The following is a 26,305-nucleotide window of genomic DNA, read 5'->3' on the forward strand; positions in this document are numbered from 1 at the left end:
GTCCGCGAAGAGGCCTGTACATCTGCCACATCCCTTGCGCCTGAGCGATAGTCTTCGCGGACGGGTCCGCTCCCACAATTGTTTCTGCTGCGACGCCACTACCGGGATATATCCCAAAACCGTGGGAGCGGACCTGTCCGCGAAGAGGCCTGTACATCTGCCACATCCCTTGCGCCTGAGCGATAGTCTTCGCGGACGGGTCCGCTCCCACAGGATCTCCAGCGCCCCCGAAATCGTGCGCCAGGCAGAAGCGAATCAGCAGCATCTAAAGTGTTAGCATGCGCGCCTATTTGGAGACCCCCATGGCCGAACACGATTTTCGCTACAGCATGCTCACCCCGCAACACACCCTGATCGAGTGCCGCAGTCTGGCCGTCGGTCGCTATCAAGTGACCGGCAACGGCGGTTCGATCAAGCACGACGACGTGCTCTTGGTCACCGTCAAAGGCAGCAAAACCCTGCACATGCGCCTGACCGTCGAAAAAGTCCGTCACCTGATCAACCCGCCTGGCCAATGGGTCGCGGTGGCTAACGGTCCGGCATTCACGGAACTGGCTATTCACACCTGGAAAGTCAACTGCAACGGCTGCGGCAAAACCCAGGATATCGAGTTCATGGTCGAAGGCAAGGATGGCGAAAAAGCCCTCAAGCCTGCCGCTGAAGCACGCATCGCGGAGCTTGGCTGGAAGGTTTGGGGCGAGCACCATTTGTGCCCGGCGTGCGGGAAAAAAGCGGCATGAAACGGCTTGGTTTTTTGATGATGAATGCCACGCTGGTCAGCGCGGCCCTGTTGAGCGGATGTGCGGCAGACGCCGAACGCGTGCAACGGGATAAAGGCTATCTGCTGGAATGGATCGGCGAACGTCCGCTGATGGACAACAGCCACATGACCATGACGTTAGGCAAAGACGGTCGAGCGTACGGCAACGCCGGCTGCAACCACTGGTTCGCGCCCTATCGGCTGGACGGCGAAACCATCACCTTCGGCCCGGTCGGCAGCACCCGCAAGCTGTGTGCGCCGGCGGTCATGGAGCAGGAGCAACGCTTCCTCCAGGCACTGCCCAAGGTTAAGCGCTGGGACATTTCCCCGGTGGAGCAATTGCAGTTGTGGCCGTCGGAAGGCAAACCGTTGCGGTTTTGGCTGGAAGAGAGCTGAGGTCCCTTGATCGTTCCCACGCTCGGCGTGGTAACGCCGATCCGGACGCTCCGCGTCCAATGACGCAGAGCGTCATGAGCTGCATGCCCACGCGGAGCGTGGGCATGATCACCAAAGCGGCGTCAGCCCTTGGCTTTTAGCTGCGTCACTCTCTGCGCCACACCCGATGCCGTCTGTTCACCCATCAGCGTCTCACGCACCTTGCCCTTGTCGTCGATGATGTAGGTCACCGGCAGCGCCTCGCTTTTGGGCAGGTCATACTGCTCGGCTGGGTCCTGGGCCAGCACGGTGAACTGGATACCCAGCGCATTGCTGGCAGTTTTCAGCTCCTCGCCTTGCAGGCCGTCGAAGTTGACCCCGAACACGCTGACTTTCTGGTCCTTCATTTGCTCCGACAGTTTATTCAGTTCCGGGATTTCAGTCCTGCACGGGCCACACCATTCGGCCCAGTAATTGACCACCAGCCAGTGTTTGTCGACCCGCTCGCTGGCGACTTTTTTGCCATTCTGATCTGTGCCCAGGTCCACTCCGCAACCGCTCAGCAATACACTGCCGATCAGTAGTACCGCTGCTGCCAACCGCCTTGCCATGATCCGCCTCTCTTTTCTGTCTTTTCCAGAAGTGCCGTCGACAGTGCGACCAATCCACGCTACCCGTTGGCCTTTCTCGTCACGAATGTAGAATAGCCGCCACCTCAAGCAAGATGCGACCAGCAAATGACCGATCTCACGCTTTATCACAATCCGCGCTGCTCAAAATCCCGTGGCGCGCTGGAACTGCTTGAAGCCCGTGGCCTGGCCCCGACCATCGTCCGCTATCTCGAAACCCCGCCCGACGCTGCGCAATTGCGCGATCTGCTGAGCAAGCTCGGCATCAGCCCACGCCAACTGCTGCGCACCGGCGAAGACGAATACAAGGCGCTGAACCTCGCCGATCAAGCCCTGAGCGATGAGCAATTGATCGCCACGATGGCTGCCAACCCCAAGCTGATCGAACGCCCGATCCTGATCGCTGGCGACAAAGCGGTCATTGGCCGCCCACCGGAAAAAGTCCTGGAGATCCTGCCGTGAGTGCGCCCTACATTCTGGTTCTGTTTTACAGCCGCAACGGCTCCACCAGCGAAATGGCCCGGCAGATCGCCCGTGGCATCGAGATGGGCGGCATGGAAGCGCGATCGCGCACTGTCCCGGCGATTTCCGCTGACTGCGAAGCGACCGCGCCGAGCATCCCGGACAGTGGCGCGCTCTACGCCACCCTCGACGACCTGAAAAACTGCTCCGGCCTGGCCCTTGGCAGTCCGACCCGCTTCGGCAACATGGCAGCGCCGCTGAAATACTTTCTCGACGGCACCAGCAACCTCTGGCTGACCGGCGCGCTGGTGGGCAAACCGGCCAGCGTTTTCACCTCCACTGCCAGCCTGCACGGCGGTCAGGAAACCACGCTGATGTCGATGCTACTGCCGCTGTTGCACCACGGCATGTTAGTTGCCGGCCTGCCGTACAGCGAAGCCGCGCTCATCGAAACCAGCGGCGGCGGCACGCCGTATGGCGCCAGTCACCATGCCGGCGCCGACGGCAAGCGCCCGCTGGATCAACATGAAACAACATTGTGCCGCGCTCTGGGCCAACGTCTGGCGAAAACCGCGCTGTTGCTGGACCCATCCCGTGGCTAAAAAGCCCAAGGCATTGCCCGCGCTGGCATGGCTCGAACCCCGCGTTCGGTGGAGTCGGGTCGCCGCGCTGCTGTGCTTTTTCGGGTTGATCGGGTTATTGACGATTTACTACCTGGTGTTCGCCGACCTGCATGGCGCTCGTCCGTGGGTGATTCTTTCGATTGAACTGGTGCCGCTGCTGCTACTCACACCCGGCATGGTGATGGGCAGCGCACGCGGGCATTCCTGGACCTGCTTTGCGGTGAATCTGTATTTCATCAAGGGGGCGCTTGCGGTTTACGACCCCAATCGCTCTTTGTTCGGTGCCCTGGAAATGCTTGCCAGCCTGGCGGTGTTCGTCAGCGCGCTGCTGTATGTGCGCTGGCGGTATCAGTACAACCGCAAGTTGGCCGAAACACATCCATCCCTGTAGGAGCTGCCGAGCCGCGCGAGGCTGCGATAGCGGTCCGCCTGACACACCGCAATCGCAGCCTCGCGCTGCTCGGCAGCTCCTACAAGGTTCGGGCTTGCCAGTAATAAAGAAGTGCACACATTTTTTGGAGAGGGCATGCAAGACTACAAGTGGCTCAATGAATACTGTCTCAACCGTTTTGGTTCCGCCGCTGCTCTCGAAGCGCATCTACCGACTCCCGCCACGCCGAAAAAACTCAAGGCCATCAGCACCGACCGTTACCTGTCGACCATGGCGCTGCGGGTCTTTCGGGCGGGGCTCAAGCACAGTCTGGTGGATTCCAAATGGCCAGCCTTCGAAGAAGTCTTCTATCGCTTCGATCCGGAAAAGGTCGTGCTCATGGGCGCCGACCACCTCGAACGCCTGATGCAGGACAAGCGCATCATTCGTCACCTGGGCAAGCTCAAAAGCGTGCCGCGCAATGCGCAGATGATTCTGGACATCGAAGAATCCCACGGCAGTTTTGGCGCATTCATCGCCGATTGGCCGGTGAGCGACATCGTTGGCCTGTGGCGTTATCTGGCCAAGCACGGCAATCAAATGGGCGGTCTGTCGTCGCCGCGTTTCCTGCGCATGGTCGGCAAAGACACCTTCATCCCGACCTGGGATGTAGTCGCGGCGCTAAACGCGCAGAACATCGTCGACCGTGTACCCACCAGCCAGCGCGACCAAGCCATCGTGCAGGACGTGTTCAATCAGTGGCAGGAACAAAGCGGCCGCCCGCTGTGCCAGTTGTCGGCCATGCTCGCGTACACCGTGAACCACTGATCATTTTTCGCTGGGCAGCTTCGGCCGCGCGTGTAACAAATGGGAGGTCGTATACAATATTCGCCATTCCGCCCATTGCCTGAGTTGCCCGCGTGCCCTTCCAGATAACAGACGCTCCAAACCTCGGCGTTGCGCCCTCCGCGTCCGAGGTCATTTCCAAGCACCTGCGTGACGCAATCATTTCCGGCCAGTTCGCCGAAGACGAGCCGATCCGCCAGGACGACATTGCCCGGGTGTTCAACGTCAGCAAAATTCCGGTGCGCGAAGCCCTCAAGCGTCTTGAAGCTGAGGGGTTGGTGCAGTTCCAGCGCAACAAAGGCGCGGTGGTCACGCGGATTTCCGAACCCGAGCTGGCGCAAATCTTTGAAGTCCGTGTGCTGCTGGAATCCCAGGCCATTCGCTTGGCTGTGCCGAAGATGACGCCCGCGCACATCGCTCGCGCCAATGCCATCTGCGATGAATTCATCGGCGACGACAATATCAGCCGTTGGGCCGAGCTGAACTGGGCATTCCACACCTGCTTGTACGAAGCCGCCGAACGCCCATTCCTGCTGAATATGATCCGCTCGATCCACGACAAGGTGGAACGCTACCTGCGGGTGCAGATGAGTTTCGATGAAGGCAAAGAGCGGGCTGATCTGGAACACCGCGAGATCCTGCGCGCCTGTGCCGATAGGGACGTAGAGAAAGCCGTTGAATTGATCGAGCATCACATCATCGGCGTTTGCCGCACGCTCTACGCGCACCTGCCCAACGCGACCCTCAGCGAAGTGTGACTGACTGACCACTGTGCTGATTTCGTCATCGGCCGAGTTGAATTCGGTCAAGACCACAGGATCGACAACCGCCAATCTGTGACCGATTCCTACAGCTCAGGTGAACCCATGAAACGCATCCGCATTCTTGATTCCCACACCGGCGGCGAGCCCACGCGATTGGTGCTCGATGGTTTTCCTGATCTGGGCAACGGCAGCATGGCTGAACGCCGCCAATTATTGGCCGACGAGTTTGATGAGTGGCGCGCCACCACCGTGCTCGAACCCCGTGGCAGCGACGTGCTGGTGGGCGCACTGCTGTGCGAACCGGTGGACCCGACTGCCGCGGCTGGCGTGATCTTTTTCAACAACAGCGGATATCTGGGCATGTGCGGCCACGGCACCATCGGCTTGATCGTGTCGCTCGCCCATCTGGGCAAGATCGGCCCCGGCGTGCACCGCATCGAAACTCCGGTGGGCACCGTTGAAGCGCTGCTGCACGAAGACGGTTCGGTGAGCGTGCAGAACGTGCCGTCGTATCGCTATCGTAAAAACTTCTCGCTGGAGGTGCCGGGAATAGGCAGCGTCAGCGGCGACATCGCCTGGGGTGGCAACTGGTTTTTCCTGATTTCCGAGCATGGGCTGAGCGTGAGCAACGACAATCTGGACGCCCTCACCGCATACACCTGGGCGGTGCGTCAGGCGCTGGAAAGCCAGGGCATTCGTGGCGAAGACGGCGGCGTGATCGACCACATCGAGCTGTTCGCAGGCGACGATCTAGCCGACAGCCGCAACTTCGTACTGTGCCCCGGCAAAGCCTACGACCGCTCACCGTGCGGCACCGGCACCAGCGCCAAACTGGCGTGCCTGGCGGCAGACGGCAAACTGCAACCGGGTGAAATCTGGGATCAGGCCAGCGTCATCGGCAGCCGCTTCGACGGCAGTTTTGAGTGGCAAGGCGGCGAACGGCAGATCGGCGACCGTATCGTGCCGACCATTCGCGGCCGCGCCTACATCAGCGCCGAAGCCACTTTATTGCTGGATGCCGACGACCCGTTCGCCTGGGGCATTCGTCCGTGATCAAGGGCCAGGCCGCTGACGTGATCATCATCGGCGGCGGCATCATCGGTGCGGCCTGTGCCGATGAGCTGGCAAGTCGCGGCCTTGAGGTGTTGGTGCTCGATTGCCAGCGCCCCGCTGCCACCGCAGCCGGCATGGGCCATCTGGTGGTGCTGGACGACAATCCGGCCGAGTTGGCCCTGGGCGAATATTCGGTACGCCTGTGGCGTGAACTGGCCAAACAGATGCCGGAGGACTGCGCCATGCGCAACAACGGCACGCTGTGGCTGGCCTGCAACGAAGCGGAAATGGCCGAAGCGCAGCGCAAGCAATTGGTGTTGCGCGACTACGGTGTGGCCTGTGAATTATTGAGCCCTGCCGCCATGGCTGCTGCGGAACCCTCGCTGCGCCCAGGTTTGTTTGGCGGCTTGAGAGTGACGGGCGACTGCATTCTCTACGCCCCCAATGCCGCGCGCTGGCTGTTGCAACGCCAGCCCAAGCGCGTGACACAGCGCACCGCCAAGGTGATTGAAGTGCGTGGCAATCAAGTGCAACTGGAAGGTGGCGAACAGCTCAAAGCCACCGCCGTTGTCCTCGCCAGCGGGATCTACGCCCGGGAATTGTGCCCCGACTTGCCGTTGCAGCCGAAAAAAGGCCATTTGCTGATCACCGACCGTTACCCGATTCAGATCACTCACACGCTGGTGGAATTGGGCTACATCACCGCCGCCCACAACAGCGCTGGGCCGTCGGTGGCGTTCAACGTGCAGCAGCGCCCCACGGGGCAATTGTTCATTGGCTCGTCGCGGCAATTCGACAACCACGACCCGGCCATCGACGCTCAAATGCTGGGACGCATGCTGCGGCGGGCGATAGAGTTTTTGCCGGACTTGAGCGAGATGAACGGCATCCGCAGCTGGACAGGCTTTCGTTCGGCCAGCCCCGACGGTCAGCCTTTGATTGGCGAACATCCCTTGCAGCCCGGCTTGTGGCTGGCGGTGGGGCATGAGGGGTTGGGGGTCACCACCGCGACAGGGACTGCGCAGTTATTGGCGGCGCAACTGTTGCGGAGCAAGCCGCCGCTGGACGCTGCGCCATTTCTGCCCCAACGTTTTATTGGAGCCCACGCCCATGCCTGAGTTGAGTATCGACGGCCAGCCCCTGCGCGTGGCTGAAGGCACCACGGTCGCTGCTGCGCTGATGTCCACCGGGGATCAATGCAGCCGCACTTCGCTCAGCGGTCAGCGGCGCGCGCCATTGTGCGGGATGGGCATCTGTCAGGAATGCCGGGTGAGCATTGACGGACTTCGCCGCCTGGCGTGTCAGACCCTTTGCCGCGACGGCATGCGGGTGGAAACGCGCCCATGAGTCAGCACGTCGAACTTCTCATCCTCGGCGCAGGGCCTGCGGGCATGGCCGCTGCGTTGGCGGCGGCGCCCAGCGGGATTCGCATCGCACTGCTCGATGATAACCCGCTGCCGGGAGGGCAAATCTGGCGCAACGGTCCTCAGGCGCATTTGCCGCCACAAGCACGGGACATGCGCGCGCAGTTGCAACAACACAGCAATATTCAGCTGCACAGCGGGACGAAAGTTGTCGCGTTGGCCGGGGCGAAACGGCTACTGCTCGAAGACGCCGAGCGCGGTTGGGTCTTGAGCTACGACAAGCTGATTCTTTGCACCGGCGCGCGCGAATTGCTGCTGCCCTTCCCCGGCTGGACCTTGCCAGGCGTGACCGGTGCTGGCGGTTTACAGGCGTTGATCAAGGGCGGCCTGTCGGTTGCGGGCGAGCGTGTGGTTGTCACCGGAACCGGGCCGCTGCTGCTGGCCAGTGCTGCCACTGCCCACTTGAACGGTGCGAAGGTTCTGCGCATCGCCGAGCAGGCATCGCTTGCGTCCGTCAGCCGTTTCGCCAGCGGCTTGTGGGCTTGGCCGAGCAAGGCGCTGCAAGCGGTAGGACTGAGGAACGCCCAGTATCGGACGTCGGCTTATGTGGTCGAGGCATTGGGCAATGATCGGCTGAAAGCGGTGCGCATTCGTGTGGGCAATCGCGAGGAAGAACTCCCTTGTGAGCGCCTGGCCTGCGGGTTCAGTCTGGTGCCGAACGTAGAAATCGGTCAGGCGCTGGGCTGCCGGATCGTCGATCGCGCTATTGCTGTGGATGAGTGGCAGGCCACAAGCCTGGGCGATCACTACGCAGCAGGCGAATGCACCGGTTTCGGCGGCAGCGAACTGGCATTGGTGGAAGGGCGGATTGCCGGCTTCGTAGCGGTGGGCGAAAACGACCACGCCCGAGGGTTGTGGTCTGAGCGCCAACGCTGGCAGCGCTTCGCTGATCGGTTGAATCGCGCCTTTGCCCTGAGGCCGGACATCAAGCAGTTGGCCAAACCGGACACGCTGGTATGCCGCTGTGAAGACGTGCCGTTTTCGGCGCTGACTGCCCATGGCGGCTGGACCGGCGCCAAGCTCAATACCCGCTGCGGCATGGGTGCGTGCCAAGGGCGTATCTGTTCGACCGCCGCGCAAACGCTGTTCGGCTGGGAGCCGCCGAGTTTGCGTCCACCGTTCACCCCGGCGCGCATCGCAACCTTGGTGTGCCTGGATGAAGGCGGCGAGCTGTCCTGAGTGATCTCGATTGTGCTGCGCCGCCGTGATGCAGCATGATCGGCTCGACCTCCGCCACCACTGACCCCATCTTGAACATGCTTGATCTGATTCCCGTCAGCCCTCCCCGCACGCTCGATCAGTTGCTGATCAGTCTTGAGCTGGTCTCGCCGCTGTTCGACGCGATCCCCGGCGTGGTGTTTTTCATCAAGGACACCGAGGCGCGTTACGCGTTGGTCAATCAAACGCTGGCACAGCGCCTGGGCTGCAAACACAAGCACGAACTGGTGGGCCGTACTGCAGAAGATGTGTTCCCGGCGCGTTTCGGGCCGCTGTACACCGCGCAGGATCGCCGCGTGCTGGCAGACGGCCGACAGCTCAGCGATCAACTGGAGCTGCACCTTTATTTCGGCAATCAGCCGATCTGGTGCCTGACCCACAAGCTGGCGCTGCGCAATGACGCGGGTGAGGTCATTGGCCTGGCCGGAATCTCCCGGGATCTGCAAACCCTGCAATCGACCCACCCGGCGTATCAAAAGCTGGTCGAGGTCGATGCCTACATCCGCCAGCACTTTGCACGACCGATTCTGCTGGAAGAGCTGACAGCGATTGCCGGATTGTCCATCGCCCAGCTGGAGCGGCACTGCAAACGGATTTTCCAGCTGACGCCCCGGCAGATGATCCACAAGGCACGGCTGGGGGAAGCGTCGCGGTTGTTGCTGCAGGACTTGTCGATCACCGAGATTGCGTTGCGGTGCGGCTATACCGATCACAGCGCGTTCAGCCGGCAGTTTCGTGCGCTGACCGGGTTTTCGCCGAGTCAGTTTCGGGAGTCGCAGGGGTAGCACCGCTTAAATAGAGCACTTCTGTAGGAGCGAATTTGTTCGCGAGGCGATTTGAGATCCTCCGTGAAGTTTCTCGCGAACAAGTTCGCTCCTACAGATCACCGATATCCCCAAGTTTGACGTGCACCAATGAAGCACCGCTGCTCCTTTATGTAACAGTCCAAAATCACTCCCTCCCCCGTCGCATTGCTCTCCCTGTGCTAAGTCCCTGATCTAACGCGAGTCATCGCGTAGAACGGCAAACAGGCACAATCCATGCAAAGAAAATATCGTATACGAAATTACTTATCCGCCCGTCCCTCCACTTGCATCCCACGAGGCTTCTATGAAAAACCACGCTGTTGCCGTAGCCCTCCTCGCTGTCATGAGTGCTAGCGTTATCAACACCGCCATGGCCGACAAGCTCGATGACATCATCGACTCCGGCAAGCTGCGTTGCGCGGTAACCCTGGACTTTCCGCCGATGGGTTCACGGGATGAGAAGAACGCCCCGGTCGGGTTCGACGTGGACTACTGCAACGACCTGGCGAAGGTCTTGGGCGTAACGGCCGAAGTGGTCGAGACGCCATTCCCGGATCGGATTCCGGCGCTGGTGTCAGGGCGTGCCGATGTGATCGTGGCGTCTACGTCCGACACGCTGGAGCGGGCGAAAACCGTGGCGATGAGCATCCCGTACTTCGCGTTCCAGATGGTGGTGCTGACCCGCGATGACACCAAGATCGACAAGTTCGATGACCTCAAGGGCCGTCCGGTAGGCAACACCAGCGGCACCTACGAAGCCATCGCCCTGGAAAAAGACGTGAAGAAATGGGGCACCGGCAGCTTCCGCGCCTACCAGACCCAGAACGACACCATCCTGGCCGTCGCCCAGGGCCACATTGATGCGTCGGTCGTGACCAACACCGTTGCCGCCGCGACGATCAAATCGGGCAAATACAAAAACCTGAAAATCGCCGGCAACGCGCCGTACACCATCGACTACGTTTCACTGGCGGCCAAGCGCAACGAATACGGGCTGACTCATTACCTGAACCTGTTCGTGAACCAGCAAGTGCGCTCGGGGCGTTATGCCGAGTTGTATGAAAAATGGGTCGGCGGCAAGCCTGTGGATCTGACGGTGCCTGGGGTTTACTACTGAGGCTGAGGCATAACCTGTAGGAGCCAACCTGTTGGCGAGTCGATTTTGCGCCGTATCAGGTAAGACGCCTCGCGAACATGTTCGCTCCTACAGCGTTGCGTTCGTACCCGCGACTTGCCCCAACACCTGACTTGTGGGAGCGGACCTGTCCGCGAAGAGGCCGGTGCATTCGATACATCTTCATCGGCTGAATTAACGTCTTCGCGGACGGGTCCGCTCCCACAGGGAAAGTTCAAGAAACGCAGTTACCACAGGAGCCCAGGATGTCTGAAGTTTCGTTGAACGGCCGCTGTCTGGTCGCCGGGGTGGCGCAAGGCGAGTTGCTGTACGCCGACGTCGGCCTGAGTTTCTGGGGTGGCGTCGAGCCGTTTACTGGCGAAGTCATAGACCGACATCACCCACTCAGCAGGCAAATCATCAGCGGCCGGGTGTTGGCGATCCCCAGCGGACGCGGCTCGTGCACCGGCAGCAGCGTGTTGCTGGAACTGATCCTCAACGGCCATGCACCCGCCGCACTGGTGTTCGAGCGGGTCGAAGATATCCTGACCCTCGGCGTGCTGGTGGCCGAGCAAATGTTCAACCAGTCGATCCCGGTCATCAGCCTTGGGGGCGAGGGTTTCGCAGCGTTACGCGGCGTACCGTTCGTGCGCGTCGAGAACGATCAAGTCGCCTGCCTGGCTTCGTTGCAACCGGCATCAACACCAAGCACAAACCCGACTTTCAACGTCATCCATTCACACGTCACGCTCAGCGAATTCGATCAGGCTTTGCTCGACGGCGCCTACGGCAAAGCGGCCCAAGTGGCCATGGGCATCGTCCTGCGCATGGCCGAGCTGCAAGGCGCAACCGAACTGCTGGACATCACCCAGGCGCACATCGACGGCTGCATTTATACAGGCCCCGCGAGCTTGCGCTTTGCCCGGCAACTGGTGGACTGGGACGCCAAGGTGCGAGTGCCCACCACCCTCAATTCCATCTCCGTCGACAAGCGCCGCTGGCGTGAGCTTGGCGTCGATCCGGCCCTCGGCGAACCTGCCAGCCAGTTGGGCGATGCCTATCTGGAAATGGGCGCCAAAGTCAGCTTCACCTGCGCGCCTTACTTGCTCGACAGCGCCCCTGCATTAGGCGAACAGATCGTCTGGGCCGAGTCCAACGCCGTGGTCTACGCCAACAGCGTGATCGGCGCGCGCACCCTGAAATACCCGGATTACCTGGACATTTGCATCGCCCTCACCGGCCGCGCGCCGAAGATTGGCTGCCACCTGACGCAAGAGCGCCTGGCGACACTGCGCATCGACGTGCCAGCCCTCGCCGTCCTGGACGACAGCTTTTACCCGCTACTCGGTTACCACGTCGGCCTGCTGTGCGGCGCCGAGATCCCGGTGGTCTGCGGTCTGGAGCACAAGGCGCCGACGCTGGACGATTTGAAGGCTTTCGGCGCTGCGTTCGCCACCACGTCTGCCGCGCCGATGTTCCACATTGCCGGGGTCACGCCGGAAGCCGCCAGCGCCGACCTGGCCATGGGCGGAATACCGCCAGCCCGGCATCTGCATGTCCAGCTCGATGAATTGCTCACTAGCTGGCGCGAACTCAACAGCGCGCAGAGCCCGGAAGTCGACGCGGTCACCCTGGGTAACCCGCATTTTTCTCTCAGCGAATTCACAATACTGGCCCAGCTTTGCGCGGGGAAACGCAAGCATGACGCAGTGGCCGTCGTCATCACCTGTGGTCGCGCCACGCTGGAAAACGCCGAAAAGGCTGGCTACGCCGACACGCTCAAAACCTTCGGCGTGCAACTGGTCACCGACACCTGCTGGTGCATGCTCGGCGAGCCGGTCATCCCGCCCGCTGCGCGAACGCTGATGACCAACTCCGGCAAATACGCCCATTACGCGCCGGGGCTGGTGGGCCGCCGCGTGCATTTCGCAAGCCTCGCCGAATGCGTCGAAAGCGCCTGCACCGGTATTGCCAGCGGGCGCTTGCCGGTCTGGCTACAAGCGGCTGAACGTGCGGGGGTTGCCCATGTTTGATTACAACTTCCATTGGCGCGCGGCGTTCAAAGCGCTGCCGGACATGCTCGACGGCGCGCTGGTGACGTTTGAAACCGCCGCCCTGTCGATGATTCTCGGGGTGATCATCGCTCTGTGCCTGACCTTCATGCGCCAAGGCGACAACCGCTTATTCCGGGGCTTTGCCGCCACCTGGATCTCCATCGCCCGCAACACGCCATCGCTGTTTCAGGTGTACATCCTGTATTTCGGCCTGGGCTCGTTCGGCATTCACATCAGCTCGTGGGCGGCGTTATTGGCCGGGATCACGATCAATAACGCCGGTTATCTGGCTGAGAACTTTCGTGGCGGTCTCAAGGCGGTGCCCGACACACAGCTTCGCGCCGCCCGCTCCCTGGGCATGAGTGCACCTCAGGCCTATCGGCTGATCGTCATCCCGCAATTGCTGCGCATCGTGTTCTATCCGCTGACCAATCAGATGGTCTGGGCGGTGCTGATGACCTCGATGGGGGTGATCGTCGGCCTCAACAACGACCTGACCGGCGTGACCCAGGATTACAACGTCAAAACCTTCCGCACCTTTGAGTTCTTCGCCATTGCGGCGGTGCTGTATTACCTGATTGCCAAGTTGATCGTGGCTGTGGCGCGGCTGCTGTCCTGGCGCCTGTTCCGGTACTGAGGGAAGACCATGTTCAATAGCAGTTTTTCCTGGAACGACCTGCTGTTTCTGCTGCAAGGGGCTTGGGTGACAATCCTGCTGACGGTAATTTCGATGCTGATCGGCACGTTCGCGGGGGTCATCTGCGGCATGCTCCGCGCCCTGTTCCCGCGCAGCACGGTGCCGCTGGCGTGGTTGCTGGATGTGTTTCGCAGCGTGCCGTTGCTGATTCAGTTCGTGCTGTTCAACGCGCTGAAAAGCATCGTCGGCCTGAACTGGAGCGCCTTCGCCGTGGCCTGCGTGGTGCTGGGGTTGTACGTCACCGCCTACTGCACGGAAATCGTGCGCAGCGGCGTGCTGTCGGTGCCAATGACCGTGCGCCGCGCCGCCCGCTCGCTGGGCCTGAGTTACTGGCAGGACCTGCGCCAGATTGTGATGCCGATGGCCACCCGCGTGGCCTTCCCCGGCTGGGTCAACTTGCTGCTCAGCGTGATGAAAGACACAGCCCTGGTGATGTGGATCGGCATCGTCGAACTGCTGCGCGCCTCGCAAACCATCGTTACACGCATTCAAGAACCGCTGCTGGTGCTGTGCATCGCAGGCCTCATTTACTACGTCATGAGCCTAGTGATTGCACGCCTGGGCGCCCGACTGGAAACAAGGTGGCAGGAAAATGATTGAGATCGACAACGTACACAAATCCTTCGGCGACCTTGAGGTGATCAAGGGCGTGAGCCTGAAAGTCAAAAAAGGCGAAGTGGTGTCGATCATCGGTGGCTCGGGCTCGGGCAAGTCGACGCTGCTGATGTGCATCAACGGCCTGGAATCGATCAAGAGCGGCAGCATCCGCGTGGACGGCACCGAAGTGCATGCCAAGGGCACCGACATCAACAAGCTGCGGCAGAAGATCGGCATCGTCTTTCAACAGTGGAACGCCTTTCCGCACCTGACCGTGCTGGAGAACGTGATGCTGGCCCCGCGCACCGTGCTCGGTAAAAGCAAGGCCGAAGCCGAAGCGCTGGCGGTCAAGCAACTGACCCACGTGGGGCTGGCGGACAAGCTTAAAGTGTTCCCCGGCAAGCTTTCAGGCGGGCAGCAACAGCGCATGGCGATTGCCCGGGCGCTGGCGATGTCGCCGGATTACATGCTGTTCGACGAAGCGACATCTGCGCTCGATCCGCAACTGGTGGGCGAGGTGCTGGACACCATGCGCATGCTGGCAGAGGACGGCATGACCATGATTCTGGTGACCCACGAAATCCGTTTCGCTCGGGATGTGTCCGACCGCGTGGCTTTTTTTCGTAATGGGCTGGTGCATGAGATCGGCACGCCGGATCAGGTCATCGGCAACCCGCAGCGGCCGGAGACGGCGGATTTTTTGCGCTCGATCAATTAATGCAGACCTGTAGGAGCGAATTTATTCGCGAAGCGGTGTTCCGGTCGCCACAACGATGCTGGCTGTATCGGCGTCTCGCGAATGAATTCGCTCCTACAGATGGAAGTCAGCACGCAGTTCTGTAGGAGCGAATTTATTCGCGAAGCGGTGTTCCGGTCGCCACATCGATGCTGGCTGTATCGGCGTCTCGCGAATGAATTCGCTCCTACAGGAACGCGTTCATTCAGGGGTACAAAAAGAGGAGCAGGCAATGCGCTCATCGAAAGTGATTCACGTAGTCAGTTGTCACGCAGAAGGCGAGGTCGGCGATGTGATCGTCGGCGGCGTTGCGCCACCGCCTGGCGACACGATCTGGGAGCAGTCGCGCTGGATCGAGAAGGACAACGTGCTGCGCAATTTCATGCTTAACGAGCCACGGGGCGGCGTGTTCAGGCACGTCAATCTGCTGGTGCCGCCGAAGAACCCGAAGGCGCACATGGGCTGGATCATCATGGAACCGGCCGACGTGCCGCCGATGTCTGGCTCCAATTCGCTGTGCGTCGCGACGGTGTTGCTGGACAGCGGAATTCTGCCGATGACCGAGCCGGAAACCCGACTGATTCTGGAAGCGCCCGGCGGCTTGATCGAGGCCATCGCGCAATGTCGTGACGGCAAGGTTCAGAGCGTCGAAGTGCACAACCATCCCTCGTTCGCCGATCAGCTTGATGTGTGGATCGAGGTGCCGGGGCTGGGTTCGATCAAGGTCGATACGGCGTACGGCGGCGACAGTTTTGCGATTGTCGATTCAGTGGGGCTGGGCTTTGCGCTGACCGCCGATGAAGCCAAGGATATGGTGGAAACCGGGCTGAAGATCACCCAAGCCGCCAATGAGCAATTGGGGTTTAACCACCCGACCAACAAGGACTGGAATCATATTTCGTTCTGCCAGATCGCCGCCCCCGTGAATTTCGACGGCGGGGTGGCCAATGCGGCGAACGCGGTGGTGATTCGCCCCGGCAAGATCGACCGCTCGCCGTGCGGCACCGGCTGCTCGGCGCGGCTGGCGGTACTGCACGCCAAAGGGATTTTGAAGGTGGGCGACCGGTTTATCGGGCGCTCGATCATAGGCTCGGAGTTCCACTGCAAGATCCAGAGCGAAACCGAACTGGCCGGGCGCAAGGCGATCGTGCCGAGTTTGTCGGGGCGGGCGTGGATCACCGGGACTCATCAACACATGCTCGACCCCAGCGATCCGTGGCCGGAGGGGTACAAATTGACCGATACCTGGCCAATTGGGTTACCGGGTGTGAAATGAACGGCAGCCCACTGTAGGAGCGTGGCTTGTCCCGCGAACTGCCGGGAACCGGCAGCAAACCCCGCCATTAAGGGGTGTCAGGTGCTCCAGGTTCACTGTTTTTACGACGACTGCGTCGCCGATCGCGGGACAAGCCACGCTCCTACAAGGGTCGCGCTTTACCAGAAAATTAACGTATACGAAATCCATTATTCAAAAACCGGAGTGACTCATGAGCAAAACCGTAACCTGGAGCGGTGTATTCCCTGCCGTCACCACTCAATTCAACGCCGACTTCTCCCTCAATCTGGAGGCCACCCACAAGGTCATCTCCAATCTGGTGCGCGATGGCGTGTCCGGGCTGGTGATCTGTGGCACGGTGGGGGAAAACACCTCGCTTAGCGTGGCGGAAAAAATCAGTCTGGTGGAAGTCGCCAAAGACGCCTCCGCAGGCCGCGTGCCAGTGATTTCGGGGATTGCCGAATTCACCAGCTACAACGCCAGCGTCGTAGCGAAGGAAGTCCAGAAAGCCGGAGCGGACGGCATCATGCTAATGCCCGCGCTGGTTTACTCCGCTAAACCGTTCGAGACCGCCGCGCATTTCCGCACCGTGGCAGCTGCCACAGACCTGCCAATGATGGTTTACAACAATCCGCCGATTTACAAAAACGACGTGACGCCAGACATCCTGATCTCCCTGGCGGACTGCGACACCATCGTGTGTTTCAAGGATTCGTCGGGAAACACCAACCGTTTCATCGACGTGCGCAACGAAGTCGGCGATCGCTTCGTGCTGTTCGCAGGTCTGGATGACGTGTTGGTGGAAAGCGTGGCCGTGGGCGCGGTAGGCTGGGTGTCGGGCATGTCCAACGCCTTCCCGAAAGAGGGCGAAACCCTGTTCCGTCTGGCCCGTGACGGGCGTTTTGCCGAGGCGATGGCCTTGTATGAGTGGTTTATGCCGCTGCTGCACCTGGATGCCCGTCCGGACCTGGTGCAATGCATCAAGCTGTGCGAAGCGATCATGGAACGCGGCAGCGCCCTCACCCGCCCACCGCGTCTGGCACTGCCGGACAGTGATCGCGAATACGTCGAGAAACTGATGAAAACCGCGCTGGCCAATCGACCGGTGTTGCCGGAAGTGGGGCTTTAATCCCGCTCAGTTCACACCGTGGGAGCGGACCTGTCCGCGAATGCAATGGCTCAGCCGATGAAGATGTGTCGAATGTACTGACGTCTTCGCGGACAGGTCCGCTCCCACAGGTATCTATTGGGCCTCAGATATTCACAATATTCACAAACCGCGAAGCAGCCGTTTCGTCGATCCGCAGGCTCTCGAAATCAAACAGGTTGCGATCCGCCAGCTGTGATGGCTGCACATTTTGCAGGCTACGGAAAATGCTGTCGGTGCGGCCGGGGGTCTTGCGCTCCCAGTCGAGCAGCATGTCCTTGACCACCTGACGCTGCAGGTTCTCCTGCGATCCGCACAGGTTGCACGGGATGATCGGGAACTGCTTGAGGTCCGAATACGCCTGGATATCCTTCTCGGCGCAGTACGCCAACGGCCGGATCACCACGTTACGCCCATCGTCCGAGCGCAGCTTGGGCGGCATCGCCTTGAGGGTGCCGTTGAAGAACATATTCAGAAAGAAGGTTTCAACAATGTCATCGCGGTGATGACCCAAAGCCATCTTGGTGGCACCAATCTGGTCCGCAAAGGTGTACAGCGTGCCGCGACGCAGACGCGAACACAGAGAACAGGTGGTCTTGCCCTCCGGGATCAGCTCCTTGACCAGCGAATAGGTGTCTTTTTCAACGATGTGATATTCGACGCCCACAGACTCCAGGTACGCCGGCAGCACGTGCTCGGGGAAGCCCGGCTGTTTCTGGTCCATGTTGACGGCAACGATCTTGAAGCTCACCGGCGCCACTTTCTGGAAATGCATCAGCACGTCGAGCAGGGTGTAACTGTCCTTTCCGCCCGACAGGCAGACCATCACCTTGTCGCCCTCTTCAATCATCTGGTAATCGGCAACGGCCTCGCCCGCCAGCCGGCGAAGACGCTTCTGCAGTTTGTTCTGATTGACTGAAAGGGTGCCCATGGTTGCTGGTGTCCGCTCGCGATGGCTCTGGAAGGGGGCGGTATTTTACGCATAAACCCGAATGTCAGTAACGCCCTCTGTAGGTGCGCGCTTGCCCGCGATTGCTGTCTGTCCGATCCATCTTTTTGGAAGATAAGACGCTGTCGCGGGCAAGCGCGCTCATACAAAGGTGCTTTTCATCACATCCAGCTATTAACAATTCCCTGTGAGTCCCAATCACTCTAAAGCTCACGGTTTACGGGGCGTGCAGGTTTCTATACTCGGTGGTGAGCTTACCGTTTTCACTCTGAGGAGAGCCGGCATGATTCATCACGTCCTGGGGCTGTTCACGCACCCCGATCGGGAATGGCTACAGATACGTGGCGAGAAAGAAGAAAGCATCAGCCACATGTACCTCACTCACACGCTGATTCTGGCGGCGATCCCCGCCGTTTCGGCGTTTATCGGCACGACGCAGGTCGGCTGGGTCATCGGCAGCCGCGCGCCGGTCATGCTGACTGTCGACAGTGCCATCTGGATGACCATCATGTCGTATGTCGCCATGCTCTTCGGCGTTGCGGTCATGGGCGGTTTTATTCACTGGATGGCGCGCACCTACGACGCCTCCCCAAGTCTGGCCCGTTGCGTCGCGTTCGCCACCTACACCGCCACACCGCTGTTCATCGGGGGGCTGGCAGCGCTCTATCCTCATATGTGGCTGGGGATGATGGTCGGGTTGGCAGCGGTTTGCTACACGGTGTATTTGCTGTACGTCGGTTTGCCGGTATTCATGAATATTCACGCCGACGAGGGGTTCATGTTTTCAAGTTCGGTGCTGGCGGTGGGATTGGTCGTGCTGGTGGCAATCATGGCCTTTACCGTGGTGTTGTGGGGCATTGGGGTTGGGCCGGAGTATACAAACTGAATGCAGGCCGCTGCTTTTCTGTAGGAGCCAACTTGTTGGCGAGGCGATGTCAGGCGAAGCCGCTAGACCGCTTCGCGAACAAGTTCGCTCCTACAGACAAAGGCGTGCGGTGAACCGGCGACCACTCGGCAGCTCAAGTTTTCGGTAGCACTCGCCTTTACGGCATACTCGCGTTCTCTGGAGACCGATGAAGCATGCCCGAGCAACTCAATACCCGCGTCGAAACCTGTTACCAACAAGCCGAAGACTTCTTCAAACGCCCGTTCAAGCGACCTGTCGTCAGCCTCAAGCTGCGCGGTCAAAAAGCCGGCGTCGCTCACCTTCACGAAAACCTGCTGCGTTTTAACCCTCAGCTCTACCGTGAAAACAGCGAAGACTTCCTGCGCCAGACCGTTGCCCACGAAGTTGCGCACCTGATCGCCCATCAGTTGTTTGGCGACACCATCGCGCCCCACGGCGAGGAATGGCAGCTGATCATGCGCGGCGTGTACGAACTGCCGCCCAACCGCTGCCACACCTACGAAATCCAGCGCCGCAGCGTGACCCGCTACATCTACCGCTGCCCCTGCCCGGAAAGCGACTTCGCGTTTTCCGGACAGCGCCATAAATTGGTCAGAAAAGGACGGCGTTACCTGTGTCGAAGCTGTCGCCAAGTGTTGGTATTCAGCGGTGAGACGCGGGTCGAGTAATCCAGCCTGGTACCGCTCCTGCCTATAGTGCGGTGGTTGCGAGATTCAATCGATAGCTGGCTGGCCCACCGAGCGGACACAAAAAAGCCCGTCCGAAGACGGGCTTTTCATTTCACATATCGCTTAACGGTTACGAGCGGCCAACCGTAGTCGCCGGGCCTTCAGCTACACCCAGGTCGTCCATCGGGCGGTTTTCGTCGATGGCACGGCCACCGGACGCCAGCTCAGCCTGCATCACGTCTACGTCCAGCTCTTTCACCCACTTGGCAACCACCAGGGTGGCGACAGCGTTACCGACCAGGTTGGTCAGTGCGCGGGCTTCGGACATGAAGCGGTCGATACCCAGGATCAGCGCCAGACCGGCAACCGGCAAGTGACCGACAGCCGACAAGGTGGCAGCCAGAACGATGAAGCCCGAACCGGTCACACCGGCAGCGCCTTTGGACGACAGCAGCAGCACCAGCAACAGCGTGATCTGGTGCGTGATGTCCATGTGGGTGTCAGTCGCTTGAGCGATGAACACGGCGGCCATGGTCAGGTAGATCGAGGTGCCGTCCAGGTTGAACGAGTAGCCGGTAGGAATAACCAGACCCACGACCGACTTCTTCGCGCCCAGACGCTCCATCTTGATCAGCATGCGTGGCAGTGCCGACTCGGAGGACGAAGTACCCAGCACGATCAGCAGTTCTTCACGGATGTACTTGATCAGCTTCAACACGCTGAAACCGTGAGCGCGAGCGATGGCGCCCAGCACTACCACCACGAACAGCACGCAGGTGATGTAGAAGCACAGCATCAACTGACCCAGTTGCACCAGCGAACTCACGCCGTACGCGCCGATGGTGAACGCCATGGCACCCAACGCACCCAGTGGCGCCAGCTTCATGATCATGTTGATGATGTTGAACATCACGTGGGCGAAGCGATCGATGAAGTCCAGGACCGGCTTGCCGTAGGCGCCCAGGCGATGCAGGGCGAAACCGAAGATCACCGAGAACATCAGCACTTGCAGGATGTCGCCGTTGGCGAACGCGCCGACGATGGTGTTCGGGATGACGTTGAGGATGAAGCCAACGATGCTCTGGTCTTTACCGGCCGTCACGTAAGCCGCGATTTTGGAAGCATCCAGGGTGGTCACGTCGATGTGCATGCCGGCGCCCGGTTGCACAACGTTGACCACGACCAGGCCGATCAGCAGGGCGATGGTGGAGACGATTTCGAAGTAGAGCAGCGCGTAGCCACCGGTCTTGCCCACGGACTTCATGCTCTGCATGCCAGCGATACCGCTGACGACGGTGCAGAAGATGATCGGCGCAATGACCATTTTGATCAGTTTGATGAACCCGTCACCCAAAGGCTTGAGGCTGACGGCAGTTTCGGGGTACCAGTGACCGAGCGCGATGCCGATAACGATCGCGACGATTACCTGGAGATAAAGGGATTTGTACAGTGGCTGACGAGTCGTCATTGCAGTTTCCTCAAGAGCATCGGCCTGCATCATCCAAGTGATACAACGACGCCTAAAGTACGAACCCTCCTGCGTTGGAGGGATTTGTTTTGTCGAGCTGCGCGTGGCAGACCTCTGCGCTGTATTGCAAGCTGCGCGCCATGTTCAAAAAAAACCCTGGAAGCCGCGATAGTCCTGCAAAGCTCTGATAACGGTAGCTGGAAAAGGCACGAAGAGGTGGCGGTTTTCCGCCTAATACCGAGGATTTTGTAGCGAGGGTGGCGGGTATCCGCCCTATTACCGGATTCGCGTTGGAGCGAGGCTTGCCCGCGAAGCTTTTTTTGCGGTGTGTCAGGCAAACCGCGTTCTGAGCTTCGCGGGCAAGCCTCGCTCCAACGGGCACGCCCTATTCGCGGCAAGCTTTTCTTCAACCGGGACGCTATATCTGAAAGTGAATCCTGAACGCCGCCCCGCCCAGATCCGAATCTCCAAGCGTCAGCCTTGCGCTATAGCTTTCAATGATGTCCTTGACCACCGCGAGCCCGATGCCCTGTCCCGGATTTTGCCGGTCCAGCCGTTCGCCGCGTTCGAGAATCCGCGCACGCTGGCTTTCCGGCACGCCGGGGCCATCGTCTTCGATGCATAACTCATTGCCCATGATCGAAGCGTTCCAGCTGACCCGCACTTCACTCAGGCACAGGCGATAAGCGTTTTCCAGCAGATTGCCCAGCATCTCCAGCAGTGCGCCCTCTTCCATCTGCACCTGACAGTCATCGGGCAGATCGAGCACCACTGTCACCCGTTTGTCGCGATAGACCTTATCCAGCGTGTTGCACAGGCTCTGCACCACCGGCTTGAGTTTTACGTGGTGGCGCACCAGCCCGCTCTTGCGCAGGCTGGCGCGTTGCAGTTGATAGCCGATCTGCTGGCTCATGCGTTCGATCTGCGATTGTAGAATTCGCGCCTGCTCAACGTCTTCAGGGCGTTTGGCGATAGTTTCGCTAACACCCTGCAACACCGCTAACGGGGTTTTAAGGCTGTGAGCCAGATCATCTAGCGAATCGCGATAACGAATGCGCTGCTCCCGCTCACTGCTGAGCAATCGATTGAGCGAATCAGTCAGGCGCAGCAACTCGCTGGGGTGTTCTTCGCTAAGACTTTCGCGCGAGCCCGCCTCCACCTGATCAAGCTCCTGACTCATACCCCGCAGCGCCCGCAGCCCCCAGGTCAAACCGACCCAGAGCAAGGCCAGCAACACAATCAAGGCGCCGCCGAAACCGAAATAGAGTTTTTCCCGAAGGCCGGAAATGACCTCCTGATATTCGCGCACCGGTTGCAGCGCGACGATGCTGTAGGCGGCGTTTCGCCCGCCCAGCAGTTTGATTTCGACGTCATAGACGAAAAACTCTTCGCCATTAGCCTCACGGATCTTGGCGAACTCAGTACCGCGCCCGTCGTAGCGCGGCTGGTATTCGATGTCTTCGTCCTGAGTCGCGCGGGAACGCCAGACCAGTTTGCCCTGGCGGTTATAGATGTAGCCGAGCAAGCGACTGTCGGGCAGGCTGAATTGCTCGCCGGGCAGCAGCGTCGGCATCAGCAATCGGTCGTCTTCCACACGCGCGGCGGAAATCAGCGTCGTGACGTCGGACGCCAGGCGTTTCTCGATCGAGCTTTCCAGCGCCAGGCTGAACGCGCTCTGTAACGCCGGGAGCATCAGCAACATGAAAATGACCGCCAGGGTAGCGGCGGCCAGCATCAGACGCAGGCGAAGCGAACGAATCATTTACAGCGCTCAGTGAACAAGTAGCCCAGGCCGCGCACCGTATCGATAGGTTTGAAGCCGTCCGGGCCTTCGAGTTTGCGGCGCAGACGCCCGACCAGCACTTCGATCACATTCGGGTCGCGCTCGTCGTCATCCGGATACAACTGCTCCATCAAGCGTTCTTTAGGCACCACTTGTTGATGATGGCGCATGAGGTATTCAAGAATCCGGTACTCATACGCGGTCAGCGCCAGGGGTTGCTCATCGAGCACGGCCTGCTTGCGGTTGAGGTCCAACAGCAGCGGGCCGGCGATGATCGTTGACTGGGTGAAACCGCTGGAACGTCGCAACAAAGCATTGAGCCGGGCTTCAAGTTCTTCAAACTGAAAGGGCTTGACCACGTAGTCATCGGCGCCTGCCGCCAGGCCTTCGACCTTGTCCTGCCAGTTGCCGCGTGCGGTCAGGATCAGGATCGGAAACGCCTTGTTCTGCGCACGAAGCTGGCGAATCAGGTCCAGACCGCCCATACCGGGCAAGCCAAGGTCGATGACTGCTAAATCGTGATTGAACTGGCCCGCCTGATACAGCGCCTCTTCGGCATTGGCCACCGCCTCGACCACATGACCGCTTTCGGTCAGCCGCGTGAACAAGTGGTGGCGCAACAGCGCTTCATCTTCGACAACCAGCAACTTCATGACGCACTCCCAGGCAAAGGCACACCTCTCGACAGACGGTTATAGAAAGCGTTGGATCGGCAAATAATTGCCCGCGCCCTGGCTCAGACTCAACGATGCTTCGGTCGTTTCGCTACGTGCAGACACACCGGAATCGAACAGTTTAGACGTACTGGCCAGCGGCAGGCTGACATCGTAACTGCCGAGCATATTTTCCTGGCGCACTTTGACACCGTTGTAGGTAGCTGACAGGTTTTCGAAGCTAGAGCAGTACGCATGATCGACGTGCTGCTGGCTCAGGCCCTGGCCCCAAGTACCGACGGCGTTGGCGCTGCTGCCGCTCACCGTACGGCGAATGCCACTGGGTCTGTCAGGCTTTTCGCTGGTCTTGCCATAGTCGATGCGCGAAATGTCTGCGTTGCCTTCTGCGGCCTGGGCAGCGGCGCTGCTGCCCAGAAAGGCCAGAGCCAGGAAAAGCTTGTTGAATGTCAGCATGTGCAGGTCCTCCGGCGCCAGGCGCCCTCTTGGATACAGCGCCAGAGTACGGAGGCCGCGCTGAACCCCTCCTGAACGTGAACTGAACCTGGGCTGAACACATATGTACCGCACGGGGTCGGAGTTCTGACGACACAATGGTCTAGGCTAAAACGCCAGTGGCTGAACGGCGGACAAGCCTCTCTATCTATAAGAAGGAGAATGAACATGCGGTTGCTGATTGCTCTCACGCTCGTGTGCCTCGCAGGGCTGGCACAGGCAGAAGTCAAAACCCGACAGATCGATTACCAAAGCGCTGACGGCACCAAGCTCGTTGGCTACTACGCTTACGACGATGCGATCAAGGGTCCAAGACCCGGCATCGTGGTGGTCCACGAATGGTGGGGGCTGAACGAATACGCCAAACGTCGCGCCCGCGACCTGGCAGTCTTGGGTTACAGCGCCATGGCCATCGACATGTACGGCGAAGGCAAGAACACCGAGCACCCTGCCGACGCCATGGCCTTCATGAAAGCCGCATTGAGCGACAGCGGCGCGGCCAACAAGCGCTTTGACGCAGGGCTTGAACAACTGAAAAAACAACCCGAGACCAACCCGAACAAGATCGCGGCCATCGGCTACTGCTTCGGCGGCAAAATCGTGCTCGACGCAGCCCGTCGCGGCGAACCACTGGCGGGCGTGGTGAGTTTCCATGGCGCGCTGGTCACCGATACCCCAGCCACACCGGGCAGCGTTAAGGCGCCGATTCTGGTTGAGCACGGAAATGGCGACACAATGGTCACGCCGGAGAACGTCGCCAATTTCAAGAAAGAAATGGACGACGCCAAGGTGGATTACAAGTTTGTAGGCATCGACGGCGCCAAGCACGGCTTCACCAACCCCGACGCCGACAAGCTGAGCCACGGAGAGCACGGCGGCCCGGACATCGGCTACAACAAGGCCGCAGACATGAGTTCATGGGCGGACATGAAAGCGTTCCTCAAAGAAGCGTTTTCGAAGAATTCATCGATGTAACCGTGTCGCCAGTGAACCCCTGTGGGAGCGGACCTGAACTTGTCCGCGAAGACGTCAGTGAGCCCGATACGAATCTGGCGTCTGACAGACTGCATTCGCGGACAGGTCCGCTCCCACGCAGCCCTCTGTAGGAGCGAACTTGTTCGCGAGACGGCCTCACTGATACACCGCATCAGCTGCATCGCCAGCAAGTAGGCTCCTACAGATCAACGCTTCGCAGCACATGACTTCCCCACTATCACCCGGCAAAATGCCGCCCATGACCGAGCCCATGCATCTCCCCCTCTGCTGCCCCGCCCTCGACCACCACTGGCCGCTCCCTCGCACATTGCCGGGCGTGGTGTTAGTCAGCAGTCAGTTCGACCCCAAACAACTGGCGGACGGCGATTTCCAGCGCTGCCTCATCGACCCGCCCGCCAGCATTCAGCGCTCGGTGGCCAAGCGTCAGACCGAATATCTCGCGGGCAGGCTTTGCGCGAGGGAAGCCATGCGCCGCCTGGATGGTCGGGTGCAGGTGCCGCTGATCGGCGAAGACCGCGCCCCAATCTGGCCTGACGATATCTGCGGTTCGATCACCCACAGCACTGGCTGGGCCGCCGCGATTGTGGCGAACAAACAGCATTGGCGCGGACTTGGAATGGACATGGAAAACCTGCTCGCCCCCGGACGCGCCGCGCGACTGGCCGGGGAAATCATGCTGCCCAGCGAGCTGGAACGCATGGCGGTCGGGCCCGAACATCAGATCGCCCAATGCGTGACCCTGACTTTCTCGCTGAAAGAAAGCCTGTTCAAAGCGCTCTACCCACTGGTGCTCAAGCGCTTTTATTTCCACGACGCTGAAGTGTTGGAGTGGTCTGAAGATGGCAGCGCCCGCATGCGCTTGAAGATCGACCTCTCCGCCGAATGGCACGACGGCAAAGAGCTAGATGCACAGTTCAGCGTGCAGCATGGGCAGGTGTTGAGTTTGGTCAGCATCGCCACATCCCTGTAGGAGTGAGCTTGCTCGCGATCCCGGTTGATCTGCAACCAATGTGCGTCTGACACACCGATATCGCGAGCAAGCTGCGCTCCTACGCCCTCCGGGCAGAATCAAAAACGATAGGTCGCACCTCCTCCGGGCGAAATCAAACGCGATGTGTCGCGCACCAAGGTCCCGCCTCTGCCGAAGGCGTAGGAGCCTTGCTTGCAGGCGATGGGCTGCGAAGCGGCCCCAAACCGGCCACCTCGGTTTGTCTGACATACCGCACGCTCAGGTTCTACTGCCGCTACGCGGCAGATCGCGAGCAAGCTGCGCTCCTACGCCCTCCGGGCAGAATCAAAAGCCATGTTGCGCGCCGCATCCCAGGCAGAGTCAAAACGATATGTCGCCCCCCGCAGTCCCGCTTCTGCCGAAGGCGTAGGAGCCTTGCTTGCAGGCGATGGGCTGCGAAGCGGCCCC

General features: G+C 60.2%; 29 protein-coding genes. 23 read left to right on the plus strand and 6 right to left on the minus strand.

Features of this window, described 5'->3' with window-relative positions; all coding sequences use genetic code 11:
• Nucleotides 1–302: 302 nt before the first annotated feature.
• Nucleotides 303–740: a hypothetical protein gene (locus tag ACWKWM_RS13930; RefSeq protein ID WP_483846683.1), complete on the plus strand. Its 438-nt coding sequence runs from the start codon at nucleotides 303–305 to the stop codon at nucleotides 738–740.
• Nucleotides 737–1,156 carry an META domain-containing protein gene (locus ACWKWM_RS13935; protein ID WP_483846684.1) on the plus strand — a complete coding sequence of 140 codons (420 nt, stop codon included), beginning with the start codon at nucleotides 737–739 and terminating at the stop codon, nucleotides 1,154–1,156. Before ACWKWM_RS13930 ends, ACWKWM_RS13935 begins: the two co-directional genes overlap by 4 nt.
• 122 nt (nucleotides 1,157–1,278) lie before the next feature.
• Here ACWKWM_RS13935 and ACWKWM_RS13940 read toward each other — a convergent pair whose 3' ends face one another.
• Nucleotides 1,279–1,746: a TlpA family protein disulfide reductase gene (locus ACWKWM_RS13940; protein WP_483846685.1), complete on the minus strand. Its 468-nt coding sequence runs from the start codon at nucleotides 1,744–1,746 to the stop codon at nucleotides 1,279–1,281.
• Between the two features lie 126 nt (nucleotides 1,747–1,872).
• Here ACWKWM_RS13940 and arsC point away from each other — a divergent pair, with 126 nt between their 5' ends.
• The 17 genes from arsC (at nucleotide 1,873) to ACWKWM_RS14025 (ending at nucleotide 16,933) form a co-directional block, all read left to right on the plus strand.
• The gene (arsC, locus tag ACWKWM_RS13945) at nucleotides 1,873–2,226 is read left to right on the plus strand and encodes an arsenate reductase (glutaredoxin) (RefSeq protein WP_483846686.1); all 354 of its coding nucleotides are present in this window, start codon (nucleotides 1,873–1,875) and stop codon (nucleotides 2,224–2,226) included.
• Complete coding sequence (gene wrbA, locus ACWKWM_RS13950; RefSeq protein ID WP_483846687.1) at nucleotides 2,223–2,828, plus strand: NAD(P)H:quinone oxidoreductase; 606 nt, start codon at nucleotides 2,223–2,225, stop codon at nucleotides 2,826–2,828. The genes arsC and wrbA overlap by 4 nt, the downstream gene beginning before the upstream one ends.
• The gene (locus ACWKWM_RS13955) at nucleotides 2,821–3,240 is read left to right on the plus strand and encodes a DUF2069 domain-containing protein (protein ID WP_483846688.1); all 420 of its coding nucleotides are present in this window, start codon (nucleotides 2,821–2,823) and stop codon (nucleotides 3,238–3,240) included. Before wrbA ends, ACWKWM_RS13955 begins: the two co-directional genes overlap by 8 nt.
• A 135-nt stretch (nucleotides 3,241–3,375) precedes the next feature.
• A complete protein-coding gene (locus ACWKWM_RS13960) occupies nucleotides 3,376–4,047 on the plus strand; it encodes a DNA-3-methyladenine glycosylase I (RefSeq protein ID WP_483846689.1) in 672 nt (223 codons plus the stop codon).
• 104 nt (nucleotides 4,048–4,151) lie between these two features.
• Nucleotides 4,152–4,823, plus strand: a complete 672-nt coding sequence (locus ACWKWM_RS13965; protein ID WP_483846720.1) for a GntR family transcriptional regulator — start codon at nucleotides 4,152–4,154, stop codon at nucleotides 4,821–4,823.
• 108 nt (nucleotides 4,824–4,931) lie between these two features.
• Nucleotides 4,932–5,882: a 4-hydroxyproline epimerase gene (locus ACWKWM_RS13970; RefSeq protein ID WP_483846690.1), complete on the plus strand. Its 951-nt coding sequence runs from the start codon at nucleotides 4,932–4,934 to the stop codon at nucleotides 5,880–5,882.
• Complete coding sequence (locus ACWKWM_RS13975) at nucleotides 5,879–7,000, plus strand: NAD(P)/FAD-dependent oxidoreductase (protein WP_483846691.1); 1,122 nt, start codon at nucleotides 5,879–5,881, stop codon at nucleotides 6,998–7,000. Before ACWKWM_RS13970 ends, ACWKWM_RS13975 begins: the two co-directional genes overlap by 4 nt.
• Nucleotides 6,993–7,229, plus strand: a complete 237-nt coding sequence (locus ACWKWM_RS13980) for a (2Fe-2S)-binding protein (RefSeq protein WP_483846692.1) — start codon at nucleotides 6,993–6,995, stop codon at nucleotides 7,227–7,229. The genes ACWKWM_RS13975 and ACWKWM_RS13980 overlap by 8 nt, the downstream gene beginning before the upstream one ends.
• Nucleotides 7,226–8,485 carry an FAD-dependent oxidoreductase gene (locus ACWKWM_RS13985; RefSeq protein WP_483846693.1) on the plus strand — a complete coding sequence of 420 codons (1,260 nt, stop codon included), beginning with the start codon at nucleotides 7,226–7,228 and terminating at the stop codon, nucleotides 8,483–8,485. The genes ACWKWM_RS13980 and ACWKWM_RS13985 overlap by 4 nt, the downstream gene beginning before the upstream one ends.
• 77 nt (nucleotides 8,486–8,562) lie before the next feature.
• The gene (locus tag ACWKWM_RS13990; protein WP_483846721.1) at nucleotides 8,563–9,309 is read left to right on the plus strand and encodes a PAS domain-containing protein; all 747 of its coding nucleotides are present in this window, start codon (nucleotides 8,563–8,565) and stop codon (nucleotides 9,307–9,309) included.
• A gap of 325 nt (nucleotides 9,310–9,634) precedes the next feature.
• Nucleotides 9,635–10,447 (plus strand): ABC transporter substrate-binding protein, encoded by an 813-nt coding sequence (locus tag ACWKWM_RS13995; RefSeq protein WP_483846694.1) that lies wholly within the window; start codon nucleotides 9,635–9,637, stop codon nucleotides 10,445–10,447.
• 263 nt (nucleotides 10,448–10,710) lie between these two features.
• A complete protein-coding gene (lhpI, locus tag ACWKWM_RS14000; RefSeq protein WP_483846695.1) occupies nucleotides 10,711–12,477 on the plus strand; it encodes a cis-3-hydroxy-L-proline dehydratase in 1,767 nt (588 codons plus the stop codon).
• Nucleotides 12,470–13,135, plus strand: a complete 666-nt coding sequence (locus ACWKWM_RS14005) for an amino acid ABC transporter permease (protein ID WP_483846696.1) — start codon at nucleotides 12,470–12,472, stop codon at nucleotides 13,133–13,135. The genes lhpI and ACWKWM_RS14005 overlap by 8 nt, the downstream gene beginning before the upstream one ends.
• 9 nt (nucleotides 13,136–13,144) lie before the next feature.
• Complete coding sequence (locus tag ACWKWM_RS14010) at nucleotides 13,145–13,795, plus strand: amino acid ABC transporter permease (RefSeq protein ID WP_483846697.1); 651 nt, start codon at nucleotides 13,145–13,147, stop codon at nucleotides 13,793–13,795.
• A complete protein-coding gene (locus ACWKWM_RS14015; RefSeq protein ID WP_483846698.1) occupies nucleotides 13,788–14,510 on the plus strand; it encodes an amino acid ABC transporter ATP-binding protein in 723 nt (240 codons plus the stop codon). Before ACWKWM_RS14010 ends, ACWKWM_RS14015 begins: the two co-directional genes overlap by 8 nt.
• A gap of 250 nt (nucleotides 14,511–14,760) precedes the next feature.
• Nucleotides 14,761–15,804, plus strand: a complete 1,044-nt coding sequence (locus tag ACWKWM_RS14020) for a trans-3-hydroxy-L-proline dehydratase (RefSeq protein ID WP_483846699.1) — start codon at nucleotides 14,761–14,763, stop codon at nucleotides 15,802–15,804.
• 211 nt (nucleotides 15,805–16,015) lie between these two features.
• Nucleotides 16,016–16,933 carry a dihydrodipicolinate synthase family protein gene (locus tag ACWKWM_RS14025; RefSeq protein ID WP_483846700.1) on the plus strand — a complete coding sequence of 306 codons (918 nt, stop codon included), beginning with the start codon at nucleotides 16,016–16,018 and terminating at the stop codon, nucleotides 16,931–16,933.
• 124 nt (nucleotides 16,934–17,057) lie between these two features.
• Here the strand turns inward: ACWKWM_RS14025 and ttcA are convergent, their stop codons facing one another.
• Nucleotides 17,058–17,882, minus strand: coding sequence for a tRNA 2-thiocytidine(32) synthetase TtcA (gene ttcA / locus ACWKWM_RS14030; protein WP_483846701.1), 825 nt, complete (start codon nucleotides 17,880–17,882; stop codon nucleotides 17,058–17,060).
• A 301-nt stretch (nucleotides 17,883–18,183) separates the two neighbouring features.
• Between ttcA and ACWKWM_RS14035 the strand changes: the two genes are divergently transcribed.
• Together ACWKWM_RS14035 and ACWKWM_RS14040 are read left to right on the plus strand one after the other, a co-directional pair.
• Nucleotides 18,184–18,786 carry a Yip1 family protein gene (locus ACWKWM_RS14035; RefSeq protein WP_483846702.1) on the plus strand — a complete coding sequence of 201 codons (603 nt, stop codon included), beginning with the start codon at nucleotides 18,184–18,186 and terminating at the stop codon, nucleotides 18,784–18,786.
• Nucleotides 18,787–18,980: 194 nt separating this feature from the next.
• Nucleotides 18,981–19,475, plus strand: a complete 495-nt coding sequence (locus tag ACWKWM_RS14040) for a SprT family zinc-dependent metalloprotease (RefSeq protein WP_483846703.1) — start codon at nucleotides 18,981–18,983, stop codon at nucleotides 19,473–19,475.
• Nucleotides 19,476–19,605: 130 nt separating this feature from the next.
• Here the strand turns inward: ACWKWM_RS14040 and ACWKWM_RS14045 are convergent, their stop codons facing one another.
• The 4 genes from ACWKWM_RS14045 to ACWKWM_RS14060 all read right to left on the minus strand — a co-directional run bounded on the left by ACWKWM_RS14045 (nucleotide 19,606) and on the right by ACWKWM_RS14060 (nucleotide 23,853).
• Entirely contained in the window at nucleotides 19,606–20,943 is a 1,338-nt protein-coding gene (locus ACWKWM_RS14045) for a dicarboxylate/amino acid:cation symporter (protein WP_483846704.1), read from the minus strand.
• Between the two features lie 418 nt (nucleotides 20,944–21,361).
• Nucleotides 21,362–22,705 carry an ATP-binding protein gene (locus tag ACWKWM_RS14050; RefSeq protein ID WP_483846705.1) on the minus strand — a complete coding sequence of 448 codons (1,344 nt, stop codon included), beginning with the start codon at nucleotides 22,703–22,705 and terminating at the stop codon, nucleotides 21,362–21,364.
• Complete coding sequence (locus ACWKWM_RS14055) at nucleotides 22,702–23,379, minus strand: response regulator (RefSeq protein ID WP_483846706.1); 678 nt, start codon at nucleotides 23,377–23,379, stop codon at nucleotides 22,702–22,704. Before ACWKWM_RS14055 ends, ACWKWM_RS14050 begins: the two co-directional genes overlap by 4 nt.
• A 39-nt stretch (nucleotides 23,380–23,418) precedes the next feature.
• Complete coding sequence (locus ACWKWM_RS14060; protein ID WP_483846707.1) at nucleotides 23,419–23,853, minus strand: hypothetical protein; 435 nt, start codon at nucleotides 23,851–23,853, stop codon at nucleotides 23,419–23,421.
• A gap of 207 nt (nucleotides 23,854–24,060) precedes the next feature.
• Between ACWKWM_RS14060 and ACWKWM_RS14065 the strand changes: the two genes are divergently transcribed.
• Nucleotides 24,061–24,867: a dienelactone hydrolase family protein gene (locus ACWKWM_RS14065; RefSeq protein ID WP_483846708.1), complete on the plus strand. Its 807-nt coding sequence runs from the start codon at nucleotides 24,061–24,063 to the stop codon at nucleotides 24,865–24,867.
• Nucleotides 24,868–25,126: 259 nt separating this feature from the next.
• On the plus strand, nucleotides 25,127–25,858 hold the full coding sequence (locus ACWKWM_RS14070) for a 4'-phosphopantetheinyl transferase family protein (protein WP_483846722.1): 732 nt from the start codon (nucleotides 25,127–25,129) through the stop codon (nucleotides 25,856–25,858).
• The last annotated feature ends 447 nt before the right edge of the window (nucleotides 25,859–26,305 follow it).

It is taken from the genome of Pseudomonas rosaeacicularis (genome assembly GCF_057128745.1).